This is a genomic window from Proteus terrae subsp. cibarius, from assembly GCF_011045835.1.
GTDB lineage: Bacteria > Pseudomonadota > Gammaproteobacteria > Enterobacterales > Enterobacteriaceae > Proteus > Proteus cibarius.
Genome location: NZ_CP047349.1, coordinates 119,155 through 137,358 on the forward strand (window position 1 = coordinate 119,155; position 18,204 = coordinate 137,358).

At 43.8% G+C, this 18,204-nt stretch carries 14 protein-coding genes, 6 tRNA genes and 4 rRNA genes; 23 read left to right on the forward strand and 1 reads right to left on the reverse strand.

Annotation, left to right across the window (positions count from 1 at the left end; translation table 11 throughout):
• Positions 1 to 8 precede the first annotated feature (8 nt).
• The 10 genes from btuB to birA all read left to right on the forward strand — a co-directional run bounded on the left by btuB (position 9) and on the right by birA (position 10,615).
• Positions 9 to 1,886, forward strand: a complete 1,878-nt coding sequence (btuB, locus tag GTH25_RS00545) for a TonB-dependent vitamin B12 receptor BtuB (protein ID WP_099659457.1) — start codon at positions 9 to 11, stop codon at positions 1,884 to 1,886.
• Entirely contained in the window at positions 1,831 to 2,697 is an 867-nt protein-coding gene (gene murI / locus GTH25_RS00550; RefSeq protein ID WP_164530264.1) for a glutamate racemase, read from the forward strand. Before btuB ends, murI begins: the two co-directional genes overlap by 56 nt.
• Positions 2,698 to 3,094: 397 nt before the next feature.
• Positions 3,095 to 4,637: ribosomal RNA gene (locus tag GTH25_RS00555) — 16S ribosomal RNA — on the forward strand.
• An 84-nt stretch (positions 4,638 to 4,721) separates the two neighbouring features.
• Positions 4,722 to 4,797, forward strand: a tRNA-Glu gene (locus tag GTH25_RS00560).
• 241 nt (positions 4,798 to 5,038) lie between these two features.
• Positions 5,039 to 7,941: ribosomal RNA gene (locus tag GTH25_RS00565) — 23S ribosomal RNA — on the forward strand.
• Between the two features lie 116 nt (positions 7,942 to 8,057).
• Positions 8,058 to 8,173: ribosomal RNA gene (rrf, locus tag GTH25_RS00570) — 5S ribosomal RNA — on the forward strand.
• 43 nt (positions 8,174 to 8,216) lie between these two features.
• Positions 8,217 to 8,292 (forward strand) — tRNA-Thr (locus tag GTH25_RS00575).
• 51 nt (positions 8,293 to 8,343) lie between these two features.
• Positions 8,344 to 8,459: ribosomal RNA gene (gene rrf, locus GTH25_RS00580) — 5S ribosomal RNA — on the forward strand.
• The 16S, 23S and 5S rRNA genes sit together here with 2 tRNA genes alongside, the layout of an rRNA operon.
• 162 nt (positions 8,460 to 8,621) lie before the next feature.
• Complete coding sequence (murB, locus tag GTH25_RS00585; RefSeq protein WP_159363718.1) at positions 8,622 to 9,656, forward strand: UDP-N-acetylmuramate dehydrogenase; 1,035 nt, start codon at positions 8,622 to 8,624, stop codon at positions 9,654 to 9,656.
• On the forward strand, positions 9,653 to 10,615 hold the full coding sequence (birA, locus tag GTH25_RS00590) for a bifunctional biotin--[acetyl-CoA-carboxylase] ligase/biotin operon repressor BirA (protein WP_075674347.1): 963 nt from the start codon (positions 9,653 to 9,655) through the stop codon (positions 10,613 to 10,615). The genes murB and birA overlap by 4 nt, the downstream gene beginning before the upstream one ends.
• A 131-nt stretch (positions 10,616 to 10,746) precedes the next feature.
• Here birA and coaA read toward each other — a convergent pair whose 3' ends face one another.
• Complete coding sequence (gene coaA, locus GTH25_RS00595; protein WP_099660050.1) at positions 10,747 to 11,694, reverse strand: type I pantothenate kinase; 948 nt, start codon at positions 11,692 to 11,694, stop codon at positions 10,747 to 10,749.
• Between the two features lie 436 nt (positions 11,695 to 12,130).
• On the opposite strand from coaA, the gene GTH25_RS00600 reads away from it, so the two are divergent.
• The 13 genes from GTH25_RS00600 (at position 12,131) to rpsS (ending at position 18,196) form a co-directional block, all read left to right on the forward strand.
• Positions 12,131 to 12,206: transfer RNA gene (locus GTH25_RS00600), tRNA-Thr, on the forward strand.
• A gap of 15 nt (positions 12,207 to 12,221) precedes the next feature.
• Positions 12,222 to 12,306, forward strand: a tRNA-Tyr gene (locus tag GTH25_RS00605).
• An 82-nt stretch (positions 12,307 to 12,388) separates the two neighbouring features.
• A tRNA-Gly gene (locus GTH25_RS00610) sits at positions 12,389 to 12,463 on the forward strand.
• Positions 12,464 to 12,468: 5 nt separating this feature from the next.
• Positions 12,469 to 12,544: transfer RNA gene (locus GTH25_RS00615), tRNA-Thr, on the forward strand.
• A gap of 121 nt (positions 12,545 to 12,665) precedes the next feature.
• Positions 12,666 to 13,850, forward strand: coding sequence for an elongation factor Tu (gene tuf, locus GTH25_RS00620; RefSeq protein ID WP_036933947.1), 1,185 nt, complete (start codon positions 12,666 to 12,668; stop codon positions 13,848 to 13,850).
• Between the two features lie 215 nt (positions 13,851 to 14,065).
• Positions 14,066 to 14,263: a bacterioferritin-associated ferredoxin gene (bfd, locus tag GTH25_RS00625; RefSeq protein WP_075674371.1), complete on the forward strand. Its 198-nt coding sequence runs from the start codon at positions 14,066 to 14,068 to the stop codon at positions 14,261 to 14,263.
• A 77-nt stretch (positions 14,264 to 14,340) separates the two neighbouring features.
• A complete protein-coding gene (gene bfr / locus GTH25_RS00630) occupies positions 14,341 to 14,814 on the forward strand; it encodes a bacterioferritin (RefSeq protein WP_159363720.1) in 474 nt (157 codons plus the stop codon).
• A 350-nt stretch (positions 14,815 to 15,164) separates the two neighbouring features.
• Positions 15,165 to 15,476, forward strand: a complete 312-nt coding sequence (rpsJ, locus tag GTH25_RS00635; protein ID WP_001181005.1) for a 30S ribosomal protein S10 — start codon at positions 15,165 to 15,167, stop codon at positions 15,474 to 15,476.
• A gap of 32 nt (positions 15,477 to 15,508) precedes the next feature.
• Complete coding sequence (gene rplC, locus GTH25_RS00640) at positions 15,509 to 16,138, forward strand: 50S ribosomal protein L3 (RefSeq protein ID WP_023583465.1); 630 nt, start codon at positions 15,509 to 15,511, stop codon at positions 16,136 to 16,138.
• 16 nt (positions 16,139 to 16,154) lie between these two features.
• A complete protein-coding gene (gene rplD / locus GTH25_RS00645; protein WP_023583466.1) occupies positions 16,155 to 16,760 on the forward strand; it encodes a 50S ribosomal protein L4 in 606 nt (201 codons plus the stop codon).
• Positions 16,757 to 17,059, forward strand: a complete 303-nt coding sequence (gene rplW, locus GTH25_RS00650; protein ID WP_004246962.1) for a 50S ribosomal protein L23 — start codon at positions 16,757 to 16,759, stop codon at positions 17,057 to 17,059. Before rplD ends, rplW begins: the two co-directional genes overlap by 4 nt.
• Positions 17,060 to 17,078: 19 nt before the next feature.
• Complete coding sequence (gene rplB / locus GTH25_RS00655; RefSeq protein ID WP_099660734.1) at positions 17,079 to 17,903, forward strand: 50S ribosomal protein L2; 825 nt, start codon at positions 17,079 to 17,081, stop codon at positions 17,901 to 17,903.
• Between the two features lie 14 nt (positions 17,904 to 17,917).
• Positions 17,918 to 18,196 carry a 30S ribosomal protein S19 gene (gene rpsS / locus GTH25_RS00660; RefSeq protein WP_004246960.1) on the forward strand — a complete coding sequence of 93 codons (279 nt, stop codon included), beginning with the start codon at positions 17,918 to 17,920 and terminating at the stop codon, positions 18,194 to 18,196.
• Positions 18,197 to 18,204 lie beyond the last annotated feature (8 nt).

Below are 18,204 nucleotides of genomic sequence, written 5' to 3' on the forward strand. Positions count from 1 at the left end.
AGATTTTCATGAATAATAAAAAAGTTTTCTTTATTTCAAGTATAGCTTCGAGTGTGGCTTTGAGTGTCATGGTGAGTAGTTTTGGCGCGTTTGCGAATAACAGCGATACATTAAGTGTGACTGCGAATCGCTTTCAAGAGCCGAACTCTTCTATTCTAGCGCCTATCACTATTGTTGAACGTGAACAGATCGATCGTTGGCAGAGTAATAGTGTTATTGATGTATTACGCAGAATGCCAGGTATTGATGTGGGGCAAAACGGCGGGATAGGGCAAGTGAGCTCTATTTATGTACGTGGGACTGAATCTCGTCATGTTCTTATTTTAGTGGATGGTGTGCGTTTAAATCAGGCTAATGTGTCTGGTAGTTCCGATATTAGCCAAATTCCCCTTTCTCTTGTTCAACGTATTGAATATATAAGAGGGCCTCGTTCTTCTGTTTATGGTTCTGATGCAATTGGTGGTGTGATTAATATTCTCACAGAAAGAAAAACAGAAGGAGGAACGCTTAATGCCACAATGGGTTCTCATGGTTATCAAGAATATGATGGCTCTGTAAAACAGAAAGTTGGGGATAGAACGACATTAACGGCAGCAGGTAGTTATCTCTATACTAAAGGTTATGATGTAGAAGCCAATGGGAATACTGGAGGGCATCCACAACCTGATCGCGATGGCTTTATGAATAAGTCACTGTGGTTAGGGGTTAATCACTATATTAACGATAACGTTTCTTTATATGCACGTGCTTATGGTTTTGATAATCGCACTGCTTATGATGCTGAGCCTGATTATATCGACAACACTATTATTACGGATACTCGAGCGCTATTTAGCCGTACCTATGATGGTGGTGTGAAGTTCCATCACGATAACTATTCTTCTTCTTTAAATACTAGCTATAACTACACCAAAGATTATGACTATGATCCTCGTTATGGTCGCTATGGTAAAGGAAGCCGTTTTACCAACTCTGAACAATATAATGTGCAGTGGGGAAATCACCTTTTATTAGGGAATGGCAGTATCGGTGGGGGTGTTGATTGGCAACGTCAATCTATTAAAGCAGGCTCCAATGGATTTCCTAATAAAGAACACTTCGACAATACCGGTTTATATCTAACAGGACAGCAGAAATTAGGCGAAATTATAGCTGAAGCTTCTGTGCGTTCTGATAAGCACTCAGAGTATGGCTGGCATACTACTTGGCAAACTAACCTAGGTTGGGAGTTTGTTGATGGTTATCGTCTGATTGGTGGTTATGGTACGGCATTTAAAGCTCCGACACTGATGCAACTTTATAGTGAATGGGGAAGTAATCCAAACTTACAGCCAGAAAAGAGTAAACAGTGGGAAGGAGGTTTTGAAGGATTAACAGGGCCTGTCGAGTGGCGATTAACGGCATATAGAAATGATGTTAGTAATCTTATTCAAGCTGATTCTACTCAGGGATGGATAAATCATAATATTGGCGAGGCGTTAATTAAAGGTGTGGAATTTACAGGTGAAATGGATACTTGGATTTTTCATCATACCTTTAACTTGCAATATATAGATGCAAGAAATAAAGAAACGCATCAACGTCTTGATCGTCGTGCTCGTCAACAGCTGAAATATCAACTGGATTGGCAAGTCGAGAAATTGGATATGGGAATTACTTACCAATATATCGGCCAGCGCACAGATAAAGATTTCGGCACAAGCCCGGCTAAACCTGTTTCTTTAGGCGGTGTGAGCATTTGGGATCTAACTGCTTCATATCCTATTACATCACATCTCTCAATTCGTGGTAGAATAGCCAACCTGTTTGATAAAGATTATGAGACAGCTTATGGCTATCGCACGCCAGGACGAGAATACTTCCTCACAGGAAGTTACAACTTCTGATGCACTATCTACCGCTAACCCTACTGTATTAGTTTTTGATTCAGGGGTTGGCGGTTTATCTGTTTATCGTGAGATCCGTGAAAAACTACCGGAGGCTCACTATATCTATGTTTTCGATAATGAAGCATTCCCCTACGGTGAAAAATCACAAGAGTTCATTATTGACCGTGTTGTTCGAATAGTTAGCGCGGTTGCTAAAAAACATGATCTCGCCACTATTGTTATTGCTTGTAATACAGCAAGTACAGTAAGCCTTCCTGCTTTACGCGCCAAGTTTACAGAGATCCCTATTGTGGGTGTTGTTCCAGCTATTAAGCCAGCGGCTAAATTAACGTGTAACGGTGTGGTTGGATTATTAGCGACCAGAGCGACAGTTAAACGTCCTTATACTCACGAACTTATTGAACGCTTTGCAACTGATTGCAAAGTTCACTCTTTAGGTTCGGCTGAGCTGGTGGAACTGGCAGAAAGAAAACTTCATGGTGAAGAGGTTCCTTTAGATGAGCTTCGCAAAATTCTTACACCTTGGTTAAAAATGAAAGAGCCACCCGATACAGTGGTATTAGGTTGTACTCATTTCCCTTTATTAGCAGATGAACTTCTTTCTGTTTTACCTGATGGCACACGAATTATCGATTCTGGTGCTGCAATTGCACGAAGAACTGCGTGGTTGGTCGTAAATCAAGCTAAAATAAAAGGTTCAAATGAAATTAACTTCGCTTATTGCTTAAAAGAAGATGAGAATAGCGAATTACTAAAACCTGTTTTGGCGAGTTTTGGCTTCGAATCGCTCAGAAAACTGGCACTTTAAGTGCAATTTGATTGAAAATTCAACGGTCAGTAAAAAAACTCAAAAAAAGTGTTGCCAGCTTCACAAAACTCCCTATAATGCGCCCTCGTTGTCACGGCAAACCACGCTAAGTGAGTTAGCCGAGAGAACGAAGAAAAAAGTGGAAAGCCTTGAAAATAAACGCTTGACACTGAATGAGGAAGATGTAGAATGCACCTCCTCGCAACAACGCAGAAGACCGGAAACGGCAGCGAATGTTGCACTGCTCTTTAACAAATTATCAGACAATCTGTGTGGGCACTCGCAGAGACGATATCTTCTAAAATATTAGATGTATCAAGTCTTGAAGAGTGAACAACAAAAGTAAATTCATTTATGAATAGCTAAGTTTTCGATTTCTTTGAGCATCAAACACTTTTAATTGAAGAGTTTGATCATGGCTCAGATTGAACGCTGGCGGCAGGCCTAACACATGCAAGTCGAGCGGTAACAGGAGAAAGCTTGCTTTCTTGCTGACGAGCGGCGGACGGGTGAGTAATGTATGGGGATCTGCCCGATAGAGGGGGATAACTACTGGAAACGGTGGCTAATACCGCATGACGTCTACGGACCAAAGCAGGGGCTCTTCGGACCTTGCGCTATCGGATGAACCCATATGGGATTAGCTAGTAGGTGGGGTAAAGGCTCACCTAGGCGACGATCTCTAGCTGGTCTGAGAGGATGATCAGCCACACTGGGACTGAGACACGGCCCAGACTCCTACGGGAGGCAGCAGTGGGGAATATTGCACAATGGGCGCAAGCCTGATGCAGCCATGCCGCGTGTATGAAGAAGGCCTTAGGGTTGTAAAGTACTTTCAGCGGGGAGGAAGGTGTTAAGATTAATACTCTTAGCAATTGACGTTACCCGCAGAAGAAGCACCGGCTAACTCCGTGCCAGCAGCCGCGGTAATACGGAGGGTGCAAGCGTTAATCGGAATTACTGGGCGTAAAGCGCACGCAGGCGGTCAATTAAGTCAGATGTGAAAGCCCCGAGCTTAACTTGGGAATTGCATCTGAAACTGGTTGGCTAGAGTCTTGTAGAGGGGGGTAGAATTCCACGTGTAGCGGTGAAATGCGTAGAGATGTGGAGGAATACCGGTGGCGAAGGCGGCCCCCTGGACAAAGACTGACGCTCAGGTGCGAAAGCGTGGGGAGCAAACAGGATTAGATACCCTGGTAGTCCACGCTGTAAACGATGTCGATTTAGAGGTTGTGGTCTTGAACCGTGGCTTCTGGAGCTAACGCGTTAAATCGACCGCCTGGGGAGTACGGCCGCAAGGTTAAAACTCAAATGAATTGACGGGGGCCCGCACAAGCGGTGGAGCATGTGGTTTAATTCGATGCAACGCGAAGAACCTTACCTACTCTTGACATCCAGCGAATCCTTTAGAGATAGAGGAGTGCCTTCGGGAACGCTGAGACAGGTGCTGCATGGCTGTCGTCAGCTCGTGTTGTGAAATGTTGGGTTAAGTCCCGCAACGAGCGCAACCCTTATCCTTTGTTGCCAGCGCGTGATGGCGGGAACTCAAAGGAGACTGCCGGTGATAAACCGGAGGAAGGTGGGGATGACGTCAAGTCATCATGGCCCTTACGAGTAGGGCTACACACGTGCTACAATGGCAGATACAAAGAGAAGCGACCTCGCGAGAGCAAGCGGAACTCATAAAGTCTGTCGTAGTCCGGATTGGAGTCTGCAACTCGACTCCATGAAGTCGGAATCGCTAGTAATCGTAGATCAGAATGCTACGGTGAATACGTTCCCGGGCCTTGTACACACCGCCCGTCACACCATGGGAGTGGGTTGCAAAAGAAGTAGGTAGCTTAACCTTCGGGAGGGCGCTTACCACTTTGTGATTCATGACTGGGGTGAAGTCGTAACAAGGTAACCGTAGGGGAACCTGCGGTTGGATCACCTCCTTACCTAAGAGATACGTGTTATGTGCAGTGCTCACACAGATTGTCTGATGAAGAACGAGCAAAAGCGCGTCTGCGAAGCTGACTGAAGTCCCCTTCGTCTAGAGGCCTAGGACACCGCCCTTTCACGGCGGTAACAGGGGTTCGAATCCCCTAGGGGACGCCAATTGCGCGGTATGAGTGAAAGGCGTACCACACTATAGTCTGATGCAAGTCAGAGAATAGTTAAGATAATTCGTATGAGTTATTTTACCTATTATGCTCTTTAACAATCTGGAACAAGCTGAAAAATTGAAAACAAATCAATATATCACCGAGGTATATTGATGAGTCTCTCAAAATCTCAGACCTTGAAGTGTGACACTCCAAGACATTTGTCTTCGAGAAGAAACATCTTCGGGTTGTGAGGTTAAGCGAATAAGCGTACACGGTGGATGCCTAGGCAATCAGAGGCGATGAAGGACGTGCTAATCTGCGATAAGCGTCGGTAAGGTGATATGAACCGTTATACCCGACGATTTCCGAATGGGGAAACCCAATATCCAATGGATATTATCATTAACTGAATACATAGGTTAATGAAGCGAACCGGGAGAACTGAAACATCTCAGTACCCCGAGGAAAAGAAATCAACCGAGATTCCCCTAGTAGCGGCGAGCGAACGGGGAACAGCCCAGAGTCTTAATCAATAGCAGCATCAGGAGAACGGTCTGGAAAGTCCGGCAGTAAAGGGTGATAGCCCCGTATCCGAAGATGCTGTTATTGTGAACTCGACGAGTAGGGCGGGACACGTGTTATCCTGTCTGAATATGGGGGGACCATCCTCCAAGGCTAAATACTCCTGATTGACCGATAGTGAACCAGTACCGTGAGGGAAAGGCGAAAAGAACCCCGGCGAGGGGAGTGAAAAAGAACCTGAAACCGTGTACGTACAAGCAGTAGGAGCCTCTTTATGGGGTGACTGCGTACCTTTTGTATAATGGGTCAGCGACTTATATTCTGTAGCGAGGTTAACCGTATAGGGGAGCCGTAGGGAAACCGAGTCTTAACTGGGCGAATGAGTTGCAGGGTATAGACCCGAAACCCGGTGATCTATCCATGGGCAGGTTGAAGGTTGGGTAACACTAACTGGAGGACCGAACCGACTAATGTTGAAAAATTAGCGGATGACTTGTGGATGGGGGTGAAAGGCCAATCAAACCGGGAGATAGCTGGTTCTCCCCGAAAGCTATTTAGGTAGCGCCTCGTGAATTCATCTTCGGGGGTAGAGCACTGTTTCGACTAGGGGGTCATCCCGACTTACCAACTCGATGCAAACTGCGAATACCGAAGAATGTTATCACGGGAGACACACGGCGGGTGCTAACGTCCGTCGTGAAGAGGGAAACAACCCAGACCGCCAGCTAAGGTCCCAAAGTCATGGTTAAGTGGGAAACGAAGTGGGAAGGCTCAGACAGCCAGGATGTTGGCTTAGAAGCAGCCATCATTTAAAGAAAGCGTAATAGCTCACTGGTCGAGTCGGCCCGCGCGGAAGATGTAACGGGGCTAAACCATGCACCGAAGCTGCGGCAGCAACACTAAGTGTTGTTGGGTAGGGGAGCGTTCTGTAAGCCTGCGAAGGTGTACTGTGAGGTATGCTGGAGGTATCAGAAGTGCGAATGCTGACATAAGTAACGATAATGCGGGTGAAAAACCCGCACGCCGGAAGACCAAGGGTTCCTGTCCAACGTTAATCGGGGCAGGGTGAGTCGACCCCTAAGGCGAGGCTGAAAAGCGTAGTCGATGGGAAACGGGTTAATATTCCCGTACTGGTGGTAACTGCGATGGGGGAACGGAGAAGGCTAGGTTGTCCGGGCGACGGTCGTCCCGGTTCAAGCATGTAGGCAGAGTGATTAGGCAAATCCGGTCACTTAATGCTGAGGTGTGATGACGAACCACTAAGGTGGTGAAGCAATTGATGCCCTGCTTCCAGGAAAAGCCTCTAAGCTTCAGGTTACCAACAATCGTACCCCAAACCGACACAGGTGGTCAGGTAGAGAATACTCAGGCGCTTGAGAGAACTCGGGTGAAGGAACTAGGCAAAATGGTGCCGTAACTTCGGGAGAAGGCACGCTGGCGGTAAGTGAAGTCCCTTGCGGACGGAGCCGAAGCCAGTCGAAGATACCAGCTGGCTGCAACTGTTTATTAAAAACACAGCACTGTGCAAACACGAAAGTGGACGTATACGGTGTGACGCCTGCCCGGTGCTGGAAGGTTAATTGATGGGGTTATCCTTAGGGAGAAGCTCTTGATCGAAGCCCCAGTAAACGGCGGCCGTAACTATAACGGTCCTAAGGTAGCGAAATTCCTTGTCGGGTAAGTTCCGACCTGCACGAATGGCGTAATGATGGCCAGGCTGTCTCCACCCGAGACTCAGTGAAATTGAACTCGCTGTGAAGATGCAGTGTACCCGCGGCAAGACGGAAAGACCCCGTGAACCTTTACTATAGCTTGACACTGAACATTGAGCCTTGATGTGTAGGATAGGTGGGAGACTATGAAGTGTGGACGCCAGTCTGCATGGAGTCAACCTTGAAATACCACCCTTTAACGTTTGATGTTCTAACCTAGGTCCATAATCTGGATCGGGGACCGTGTCTGGTGGGTAGTTTGACTGGGGCGGTCTCCTCCTAAAGAGTAACGGAGGAGCACGAAGGTTGGCTAAGCATGGTCGGACATCATGCGGTTAGTGCAAAGGCATAAGCCAGCTTGACTGTGAGAGTGACGGCTCGAGCAGGTACGAAAGTAGGTCTTAGTGATCCGGTGGTTCTGAATGGAAGGGCCATCGCTCAACGGATAAAAGGTACTCCGGGGATAACAGGCTGATACCGCCCAAGAGTTCATATCGACGGCGGTGTTTGGCACCTCGATGTCGGCTCATCACATCCTGGGGCTGAAGTAGGTCCCAAGGGTATGGCTGTTCGCCATTTAAAGTGGTACGCGAGCTGGGTTTAGAACGTCGTGAGACAGTTCGGTCCCTATCTGCCGTGGGCGTTGGAAGATTGAGAGGGGTTGCTCCTAGTACGAGAGGACCGGAGTGAACGCACCACTGGTGTTCGGGTTGTCATGCCAATGGCATTGCCCGGTAGCTAAGTGCGGAAGAGATAACCGCTGAAAGCATCTAAGCGGGAAACTTGCCTCGAGATGAGTCTTCCCTGTCACCTAGAGTGACCTAAAGGAACGTTTAAGACTAAGACGTTGATAGGCTGGGTGTGTAAGCGTAGCGATACGTTGAGCTAACCAGTACTAATGAACCGTGAGGCTTAACCTGACAACACCGAAGGTGTTTTGTCTGAGAGACGACAGTAGATGAAGTAGGCTTGTTTAAGATTGAACATTGCTGGTTACGAAGAGAAATCGAAGTAACGGGTGATTAAACAGAATTTGCTTGGCGGCCATAGCGCAGCGGACCCACCTGAATCCATGCCGAACTCAGAAGTGAAACGTTGTAGCGCCGATGGTAGTGTGGGGCCTCCCCATGTGAGAGTAGGGAACTGCCAGGCATTAAATTTAGGCTGTGTCAGCCGGTGACAATAAGCCACTAGTGCTGATATGGCTCAGTTGGTAGAGCACACCCTTGGTAAGGGTGAGGTCCCCAGTTCGAATCTGGGTATCAGCACCATAAAAAATTAATTATAACTACATAAACAGATAGTTATAAAAACAGAATTTGCTTGGCGGCCATAGCGCAGCGGACCCACCTGAATCCATGCCGAACTCAGAAGTGAAACGTTGTAGCGCCGATGGTAGTGTGGGGCCTCCCCATGTGAGAGTAGGGAACTGCCAGGCATCAAATAAGACGAGAAAGCCAACCCACTGGGTTGGCTTTTTTGCTATCTAAGAAATTTGAAATACAGATGTAATATCCCCACACTAATCACCTATCACTTTGCTATCCTCAGCGATGCTTGGCTGTTAAACTAAGCCATCAGCTAAATGAGGTAGACTTTCATGAAAGAATCGGTTTCATTGCAAGCATTTAATACATTTGGTTTGAGAGCAAAAGCTCACCAAATAGACACTGCAAATAATAAAGATGAGCTTTGTACATGCTGGCAAAATGCCCATGAGCAGAAGTTGCCCACCCTTATTCTAGGTGGTGGTAGCAACGTACTATTTACAGAAGATTTTAATGGTATTGTTATCCGCAATTGTATTACTGGAATTGAGATTACTGAAGATGAGCAATATTGGTCTATTCATGTTGGTGCGGGCGAAAATTGGCATGCACTTATTGAATTTCTATTAAAAAAGAATATCTATGGACTAGAAAATTTAGCGCTGATCCCAGGAAATGTAGGTTCAGCACCAATACAAAATATCGGTGCTTATGGCAAAGAATTAAAAGATGTTTGTGCTTATGTTGATATAGTTGAGCTAAGTACAGGTCATGTTCATCGATTATCTAATGATGAATGTCAGTTTGGTTACCGTGATAGTATTTTCAAGCATCACTACCAGAAAGGCTTTGCCATTGTTGCTGTAGGGTTACAGCTTAGCAAAAAATGGGAGCCTATTCTTACCTATGGCGATTTATCAAAATTATCATTAGAAACAGTAACACCAAAAGATGTGTTTGGATCTGTGTGCTCTATGAGAACAAGTAAACTACCAGATCCTACCATAACAGGTAATGCAGGTAGTTTTTTCAAGAACCCAATTGTTGATACTCGCATTGCACAACATTTAAAAGCAGAATATCCCTTCTGTCCTCAATATGTTCAACAAGATGGTGTAAAACTTGCTGCAGGTTGGCTGATTGATCAATGTGGTCTTAAAGGCCATCAGATTGGTGGTGCTGCTGTTCATATGAAGCAAGCACTTGTTCTTATCAATAAAGAGGGTCTAGCAACAGGCAAAGACATTGTTAATTTAGCTGCATATATACGTCAAAAAGTCTTTGAGCGCTTTGGTGTGCAATTAGAGCCAGAAGTCCGTTTTATTGGCCAATATGGCGAAATCAATGCAGTGGACGCTATTTCATGAAAGAAACACCAACTCCCTTATTATTAATTGAAATTCTTGCTGATGGAAACATCCATTCAGGAGAGCAACTAGGCGAAAGCTTAGGAATGACACGCGCAGGTATTAATAAACATATTCAAACATTGCGTAGTTGGGGTATAGATGTTCAAACTGTCGCAGGAAAGGGCTATCAATTAGATGCTCCTATGAATTTGTTGAATGCGGATAGTGTAAACAAAAACATTAAAGGTGAACCAGCCAGTGTTATTCCTGTTATAGATTCTACTAACCAATATTTGATACAGCGTATTAGCGAATTAAAATCGGGTGATGTTTGTATTGCTGAATACCAGTCAGCAGGACGAGGCCGAAGAGGACGCCAATGGATTTCGCCTTTTGGTAGAAATTTATATTTGAGTATGTATTGGAGGCTCGATCAAGGACCTGCTGCTGCAATAGGATTGAGTTTGGTTGTCGGCGTTATTATGGCTGAGGTATTACAAAAGCTTGGTGCAGATGGCGTTAAAGTTAAATGGCCTAACGATCTCTATTTAAATGATAAAAAGCTTTCAGGTATTCTTGTTGAGTTAACAGGGAAAACCGGTGATGTTGCTCATATTGTTACGGGTATTGGTATCAATATTGCAATGAGTAAAAATCAAACTGAAGCCATTAACCAGCAATGGATTAATTTAGAGCAAGTTGGTATCAAAATTGATAGAAATGAACTTGCTTGTGAAATTACTAATGCACTAAGGGAAGCATTTGTTCAGTTTGAAAAACAAGGGTTATCTATGTTTATCGAGCGTTGGAAACGTTTAGATAACTTTATGGATCGCCGAGTGAAGCTTATTATTGGTGAAAAAGAGATCTTTGGTATTGCCAAAGGTATCAATGACCAAGGTGCCTTACTTTTGGAACAAGATGGAAAAATCATACCTTATATAGGTGGTGAAATTTCATTGAGAATTGCATTGTAATGCTTTAAATTGCATTGAACATCTAAAACTAAAAAAGCTTTCCTAAATTGGAAAGCTTTTTGTTTATCGATATTACTTTGAATAACTGAAATACAATGATATTGAGATCAAGTACCACTAATTGTTTAGATTTACTTACGTAATCGAACGTTGGTGATCGTATGACTTTGGCCTTTGGTTAGTATAAGACTCGCTCTTTCTTTCGTTGGCAATATGTTTTGTTTTAAATTCAAACCATTAATTTCTTGCCAAATTGAAGATGCTATTTCAATAGATTCTTCTCTGCTTAATTTAGAGTAATTATTAAAATACGATTCAGGATCAGTAAACGCACCTTCTCTAAATTTTAAAAAGCGACTGATATACCAGTGTTTTAGTAATTCTTCATCAGCATCAACATAAATAGAGAAATCTACATAATCTGATACGAAAACATTATGCGGATCATGAGGATAATCCTGATTACTCTGTAATACATTTAATCCTTCAAGAATTAAGATATCAGGTTGTTCAATAACCTGTTTTTTATCCGGGATGATGTCATAGACTAAATGAGAATAGACAGGCGCTGTTACTTGTTTCTTGCCTGATTTTATATCAGAAACGAAAGAGACAAGGCTATGCATATCATAGGATTCAGGAAATCCTTTCTTTTTCATTATCCCGCGTTTCTTTAACTCCGCATTAGGTAAAAGAAAACCATCAGTAGTAATTAAATCAACTTTACGATGTTCTGGCCAACGGGTTAAAAGTGCTTGTAGTAAACGAGCTGTGGTGCTCTTACCAACAGCAACACTGCCGGCTATACCAATAATATAAGGGATTTTGGCGCTTCTTGTTCCAAGAAACTGCTCTAAGACGGCTTGACGACGTAAATTAGAACTTATGTAAAAATTGAGTAATCTTGAAAGAGGAAGATAAATCTCAATGACATCATCAATAGAAATTTCTTCGTTAATCCCTTTTAAATCGACAATCTCTTTTTCGGTTAGCGTTAAAGGAACGGAATCTCTTAACGTTGCCCAGTGCTTCCTGTCAAATTCTAAATAAGGGGTTATAAAGCGTTCTTTGTTATTCATAAGCCAACATCTGCCTAATATTCGCAGGTTGGACAGGCTGTTTAAAACACCCGTATCCGATAAAAAATAAACAGCATCATAACGAGTGATGTCTCTTAGGCGTAGATATTTTTTTAATTTTTTCTACTTTTTTTGACACGAACTGAATAAATTTGTAAAAAAAGTACAAAAAATAGTCATAAAAATATTTTTTAGCGTAGACTAATAAGGGTGCAATAATCTTTTTTCTAAAAATTTATTGATGATTAATAAATTTGGGACTGAATAGATAAATTAGCTTGCTAATCTATCATGAATTTTTGTTGGCATTTTGGTCGTTTTTTTCCTAAAAAATCAACAATTCAATTAAAAACGAACAAAATCTAAGCAAAAGAACAAATATCGCAATTTTTTTGTTGCATCATGATGAAAGTCCTCCTAGAATGCGCACCACTTAGCCGGCATAGCTCAGTTGGTAGAGCAACTGACTTGTAATCAGTAGGTCCCGAGTTCGACTCTTGGTGCCGGCACCATTAAAAATTAGGTTTGGTGGGATACCCAAGCGGCCAAAGGGAGCAGACTGTAAATCTGCCGTCACAGACTTCGAAGGTTCGAATCCTTCTCCCACCACCATTAATTCCTAACTTAAGTGTTTTAAATTAGTAAACACTTAAGTAGAATACAAAGCTGATTTTAAGTCAGGTAGCCGAGTTCTGCGGGCATCGTATAATGGCTATTACCTCAGCCTTCCAAGCTGATGATGCGGGTTCGATTCCCGCTGCCCGCTCCAGATGTGCTGATATAGCTCAGTTGGTAGAGCGCACCCTTGGTAAGGGTGAGGTCGGCAGTTCGAATCTGCCTATCAGCACCACTCCTTCATGTTCTTGCCTCCCTGATTAAAATCTTAACAAGCACTAGCAAATCGCTAATTTACTTACTGCTTGGTTGATGTGGTGTAACCACCGATTCCGTGTCTTAGAGGGACAATTTAAATGTCTAAAGAAAAATTTGAACGTTCAAAACCGCACGTTAACGTTGGTACTATCGGCCACGTTGACCACGGTAAAACAACTCTGACTGCTGCAATCACTACAGTTTTAGCTAAAACTTACGGTGGTGCTGCTCGTGCATTCGATCAAATCGATAACGCACCAGAAGAAAAAGCTCGTGGTATCACCATCTCTACTTCACACGTAGAATACGACACACCAACTCGTCACTACGCACACGTAGACTGCCCAGGTCACGCCGACTATGTTAAAAACATGATCACTGGTGCTGCGCAAATGGACGGAGCTATCCTGGTTGTTGCTGCGACTGATGGCCCAATGCCACAAACTCGTGAGCACATCCTGTTAGGCCGTCAGGTTGGTGTTCCTTACATCATCGTATTCCTGAACAAATGTGACATGGTAGATGATGAAGAGTTACTGGAATTAGTAGAAATGGAAGTTCGTGAACTTCTGTCTCAGTACGATTTCCCAGGTGATGACACTCCAGTAATCCGTGGTTCAGCGCTGAAAGCACTGGAAGGCGAAGCTGAGTGGGAAGCAAAAATTGTTGAATTAGCAGAAGCACTGGATTCATACATCCCAGAACCAGAGCGTGCAATTGACAAACCATTCCTGTTACCAATCGAAGACGTATTCTCAATCTCAGGCCGTGGTACAGTAGTAACAGGTCGTGTTGAGCGTGGTGTTATTAAAGTTGGTGAAGAAGTTGAAATCGTTGGTATCAAACCAACCGTTAAAACAACTTGTACTGGCGTTGAAATGTTCCGTAAATTACTTGACGAAGGTCGTGCAGGTGAGAACGTTGGTGTTCTTCTGCGTGGTACTAAACGTGAAGAAATCGAACGTGGACAAGTATTGGCTAAACCAGGTTCAATCAAGCCACACACTAAATTCGAATCAGAAGTTTATATTCTGAGCAAAGATGAAGGTGGTCGTCACACTCCATTCTTCAAAGGCTACCGTCCACAGTTCTACTTCCGTACAACTGACGTAACTGGTACTATCGAATTACCAGAAGGCGTAGAAATGGTAATGCCAGGTGACAACATCAACATGATCGTTGAACTGATTCACCCAATCGCGATGGACGACGGTTTACGTTTCGCTATCCGTGAAGGTGGCCGTACAGTAGGTGCGGGCGTTGTTGCTAAAGTATTAGGTTAATTCCTGATAGATTTATGCATGAAGAGGGCATCGTAGGATGCCCTTTTTTGTATCTGAAGATTAGATATTTTAAATCTCAGTAAGATATTAATGTTTTTCCTGCATCATCGTTGATGATATAAACAATAAAACACCTAAGTCAAATAAATAGAAATTGAAATCATAATAATTATCATTTACTATCTTGGTCGTGAGTAGTTAATGAGGTTGTTATTATGTACGTATGTCTTTGCCACGGTGTGAGTGATAAAAAAATTATCTCGACTGTTCATAAACATCAAATCCACAATATTAATGAATTACGCAAGATCTTACCCGTTGGAAGTTGTTGCGGTAAGTGCGTACGCCAAGCCCGCCAACTTATCGAAAATGAGCAATTAGCTCTTTACCCACAAATTTCTGAAGTTGCATAACATATTTTAAATTTCCTTTCTCTCCTCTTTGTATAAAAGGTCTACACTGAAAAGACTAGAAGCAAAGGAGCATAAAAATGAAAGGTGATAAAAAAATGATAGCCCACCTTAATAAGTTATTAGGTGGTGAGCTTGTTGCAATTAATCAGTATTTCCTACATGCCCGAATGTTCAAGAATTGGGGATTCACACGCCTCAATGAAATGGAATATCATGAATCCATAGATGAAATGAAACACGCAGATAAATATATCGAGCGTATCTTGTTCCTTGAAGGCATTCCAAACTTACAAGATTTAGGTAAACTAAACATAGGTGAAGATGTTGAAGAGATGCTACGTTCTGATCTGGAATTAGAATTAGGTGGCGCCAAAGATTTGCGTGAAGCCATTGCTTACGCAGATTCAATTCATGACTATGTCAGCCGTGATCTTATGCTAGAAATTCTAACCGATGAAGAAGGGCATATTGATTGGATAGAAACCCAGCTTGAACTTATCGAACGCATGGGACTTCAAAATTATCTACAAGCTCAAATTATTGAAGAGTAATTTAGCTTATACAGAAAGGAATAATCTATCTCCTGTAGTGGATGATTAGACGCTTTTAAAAGCAAAGGTAATGAAGGTTGCCTTTGCTTTTTTTATTTTTGAAAAGATAAAATGAATTTTTATCGCTGATTTTTTATTCTTGGCTTGATTTCATCACTCAGGCAAGTATAATGCGCAGGCTCACTGATTTAGTGAGGCTGATTTATCAGCTAATGCAGATTTTATATTGCATTAATATAATACTCCCGATTGGGGAGTTATATGCAGAACGATTACACTCTCTCATCAATCGAAATGGGTACGAGTAGTGATCATTTACGTTTATAAAAAATAGTTGGAGCTCTGGTCTCATGCAGAACCAAAGAATCCGTATCCGCCTGAAAGCTTTTGATCATCGTCTGATTGATCAATCAACTGCGGAAATCGTAGAGACTGCTAAGCGCACTGGTGCGCAAGTTCGTGGTCCAATCCCACTGCCGACTCGCAAAGAGCGTTTCACAGTGTTGATTTCTCCGCACGTTAATAAAGATGCGCGTGATCAGTATGAAATTCGCACTCACAAACGTCTGGTTGACATCGTTGAGCCAACCGAGAAAACCGTTGATGCTCTGATGCGTCTGGATCTGGCTGCCGGCGTAGACGTGCAGATCAGCCTAGGTTAATCAGGTCATCAAGCGATTGAGAGGTTGAAACAATGATTGGTTTAGTCGGTAAGAAAGTAGGAATGACTCGTATCTTCACTGAAGATGGCGTTTCAATCCCTGTAACCGTTATCGAAATTGAAAACAACCGTGTTACTCAGGTCAGAGATCTAGAGAAAGACGGTTATCGTGCCATTCAGGTGACTACTGGTAGCAAAAAAGCTAACCGTGTACTGAAACCTGAAGCAGGTCATTTTGCTAAAGCTGGTGTTGAAGCTGGCCGCTTACTACGTGAATTCCGTCTGAATGAAGGCGAAGAATACACTGTAGGTCAAAGCATTAGCGTAGAAATTTTCGCTGACGTTAAAAAAGTCGACGTTACTGGAACATCTAAAGGTAAAGGTTTTGCTGGTACTGTAAAGCGCTGGAACTTCCGTACTCAAGATGCTACCCACGGTAACTCCTTGTCTCACCGTGTTCCGGGTTCTATCGGTCAGAACCAGACTCCGGGTAAGGTGTTCAAAGGCAAGAAAATGGCAGGTCAACTGGGTAACGAACAAGTTACCGTTCAGAGCCTGGAAGTAGTACGTGTTGACGCTGAGCGCAACCTGCTGCTGGTCAAAGGTGCTGTTCCAGGTGCAACTGGCAGTGACCTGATCGTTAAACCAGCTGTCAAGGCGTAACGTCGAGGAGATAGGAATGGAATTGGTAATGAAAGACGCGCAAGGCGCGCTGACTGTTTCCGAAACTACCTTCGGGCGTGACTTTAACGAAGCGCTTGTGCATCAAGTAGTCGTTGCATACGCTGCTGGTGCTCGTCAAGGTACTCGTGCTCAGAAAACCCGTGCTGAAGTTTCTGGTTCAGGCAAAAAGCCTTGGAGACAGAAAGGTACAGGTCGTGCACGTTCAGGTTCAATCAAGAGCCCAATTTGGCGCTCTGGTGGTGTTAGCTTCGCAGCTAAACCACAGGACCACAGTCAAAAAGTAAACAAAAAGATGTACCGTGGTGCTCTGAAGAGCATTCTGTCTGAGCTGGTACGTCAAGATCGTCTGATCGTCGTAGAGAAGTTCTCTGTTGAAGCGCCTAAAACTAAGCTTTTAGCACAGAAACTGAAAGATATGGCTCTGGAAGATGTTCTGATCATTACAGCTGATGTAGATGAGAATCTATATTTAGCAGCACGCAACTTATATAAAGTTGACGTACGTGATGCAGCAACTATCGACCCTGTTAGCTTAATCGCCTTCGACAAAGTCGTCATGACTGCTGACGCTGTGAAGCAAGTTGAGGAGATGCTGGCATGATCCGTGAAGAACGTCTGCTGAAAGTACTGCGCGCGCCGCATGTATCTGAAAAAGCTTCTATCGCGATGGAAAAATCAAACACCATCGTTCTCAAAGTTGCTAAAGACGCGACCAAAGCAGAGATTAAAGCAGCTGTACAAAAACTGTTTGAAGTCGAAGTTGAAAGTGTTAACACTCTGCTGATGAAAGGCAAAGTGAAACGTCACGGTCAGCGTATTGGTCGTCGTAGCGACTGGAAAAAAGCTTACGTCACCCTGAAGGAAGGCCAGAATCTGGACTTCGTCGGCGGCGCTGAGTAAGTCGGAGGAGTAAAGAACAATGGCAATTGTTAAATGTAAACCTACGTCTCCGGGCCGTCGCCACGTAGTTAAAGTGGTAAACCCTGAGCTGCATAAAGGGAAACCTTATGCGCCATTGCTGGAAAAAAACAGCAAGTCCGGTGGTCGTAACAACAATGGTCGTATCACTACCCGTCATATCGGTGGTGGTCACAAACAGGCTTACCGTATTGTTGACTTCAAACGCAACAAAGATGGTATCCCTGCGACAGTAGAACGTCTGGAATATGATCCAAACCGTTCAGCTAACATCGCTTTAGTGCTGTATGCTGATGGTGAACGTCGCTACATTCTGGCTCCAAAAGGCCTGAAAGCGGGTGATAAAGTTCAGTCTGGCGTTGATGCTGCTATCAAAGCGGGTAACACCTTACCAATGCGTAATATCCCGGTTGGTTCTACAGTTCATAACGTAGAAATGAAACCAGGTAAAGGTGGTCAGTTAGCTCGTTCAGCTGGTACTTACGTTCAGATCGTTGCTCGTGATGGTGCTTATGTCACTATTCGTCTACGTTCTGGTGAAATGCGTAAAGTTCCTTCTGATTGCCGTGCAACTATCGGTGAAGTTGGCAACTCTGAGCACATGTTACGCGTTCTGGGTAAAGCTGGTGCAAGTCGCTGGCGTGGTATTCGTCCTACCGTTCGCGGTACTGCGATGAACCCAGTCGATCACCCACATGGTGGTGGTGAAGGTCGTAACTTTGGTTTACACCCTGTAACACCTTGGGGTATCCAAACCAAAGGTAAGAAGACTCGTAAAAACAAACGCACTGAACATTTTATCGTTCATCGTCGTACTAAGAAATAATTAGAGGATAAGCCATGCCACGTTCTCTCAAGAAAGGTCCTTTTATTGACCTGCACTTGCTGAAGAAGGTAGAGAAAGCGGTGGAAAGCGGTGACAAAAAGCCTGTTAAGACTTGGTCCCGTCGTTCAACGATCTTTCCTAACATGATCGGTTTGACCATCGCTGTCCATAATGGTCGTCAGCATGTTCCAGTTTACGTTTCCGACGAAATGGTTGGTCACAAACTGGGTGAATTCGCGCCGACCCGTACTTATCGCGGTCATGCAGCCGATAAAAAGGCTAAGAAAAAATAAGGTAGGAG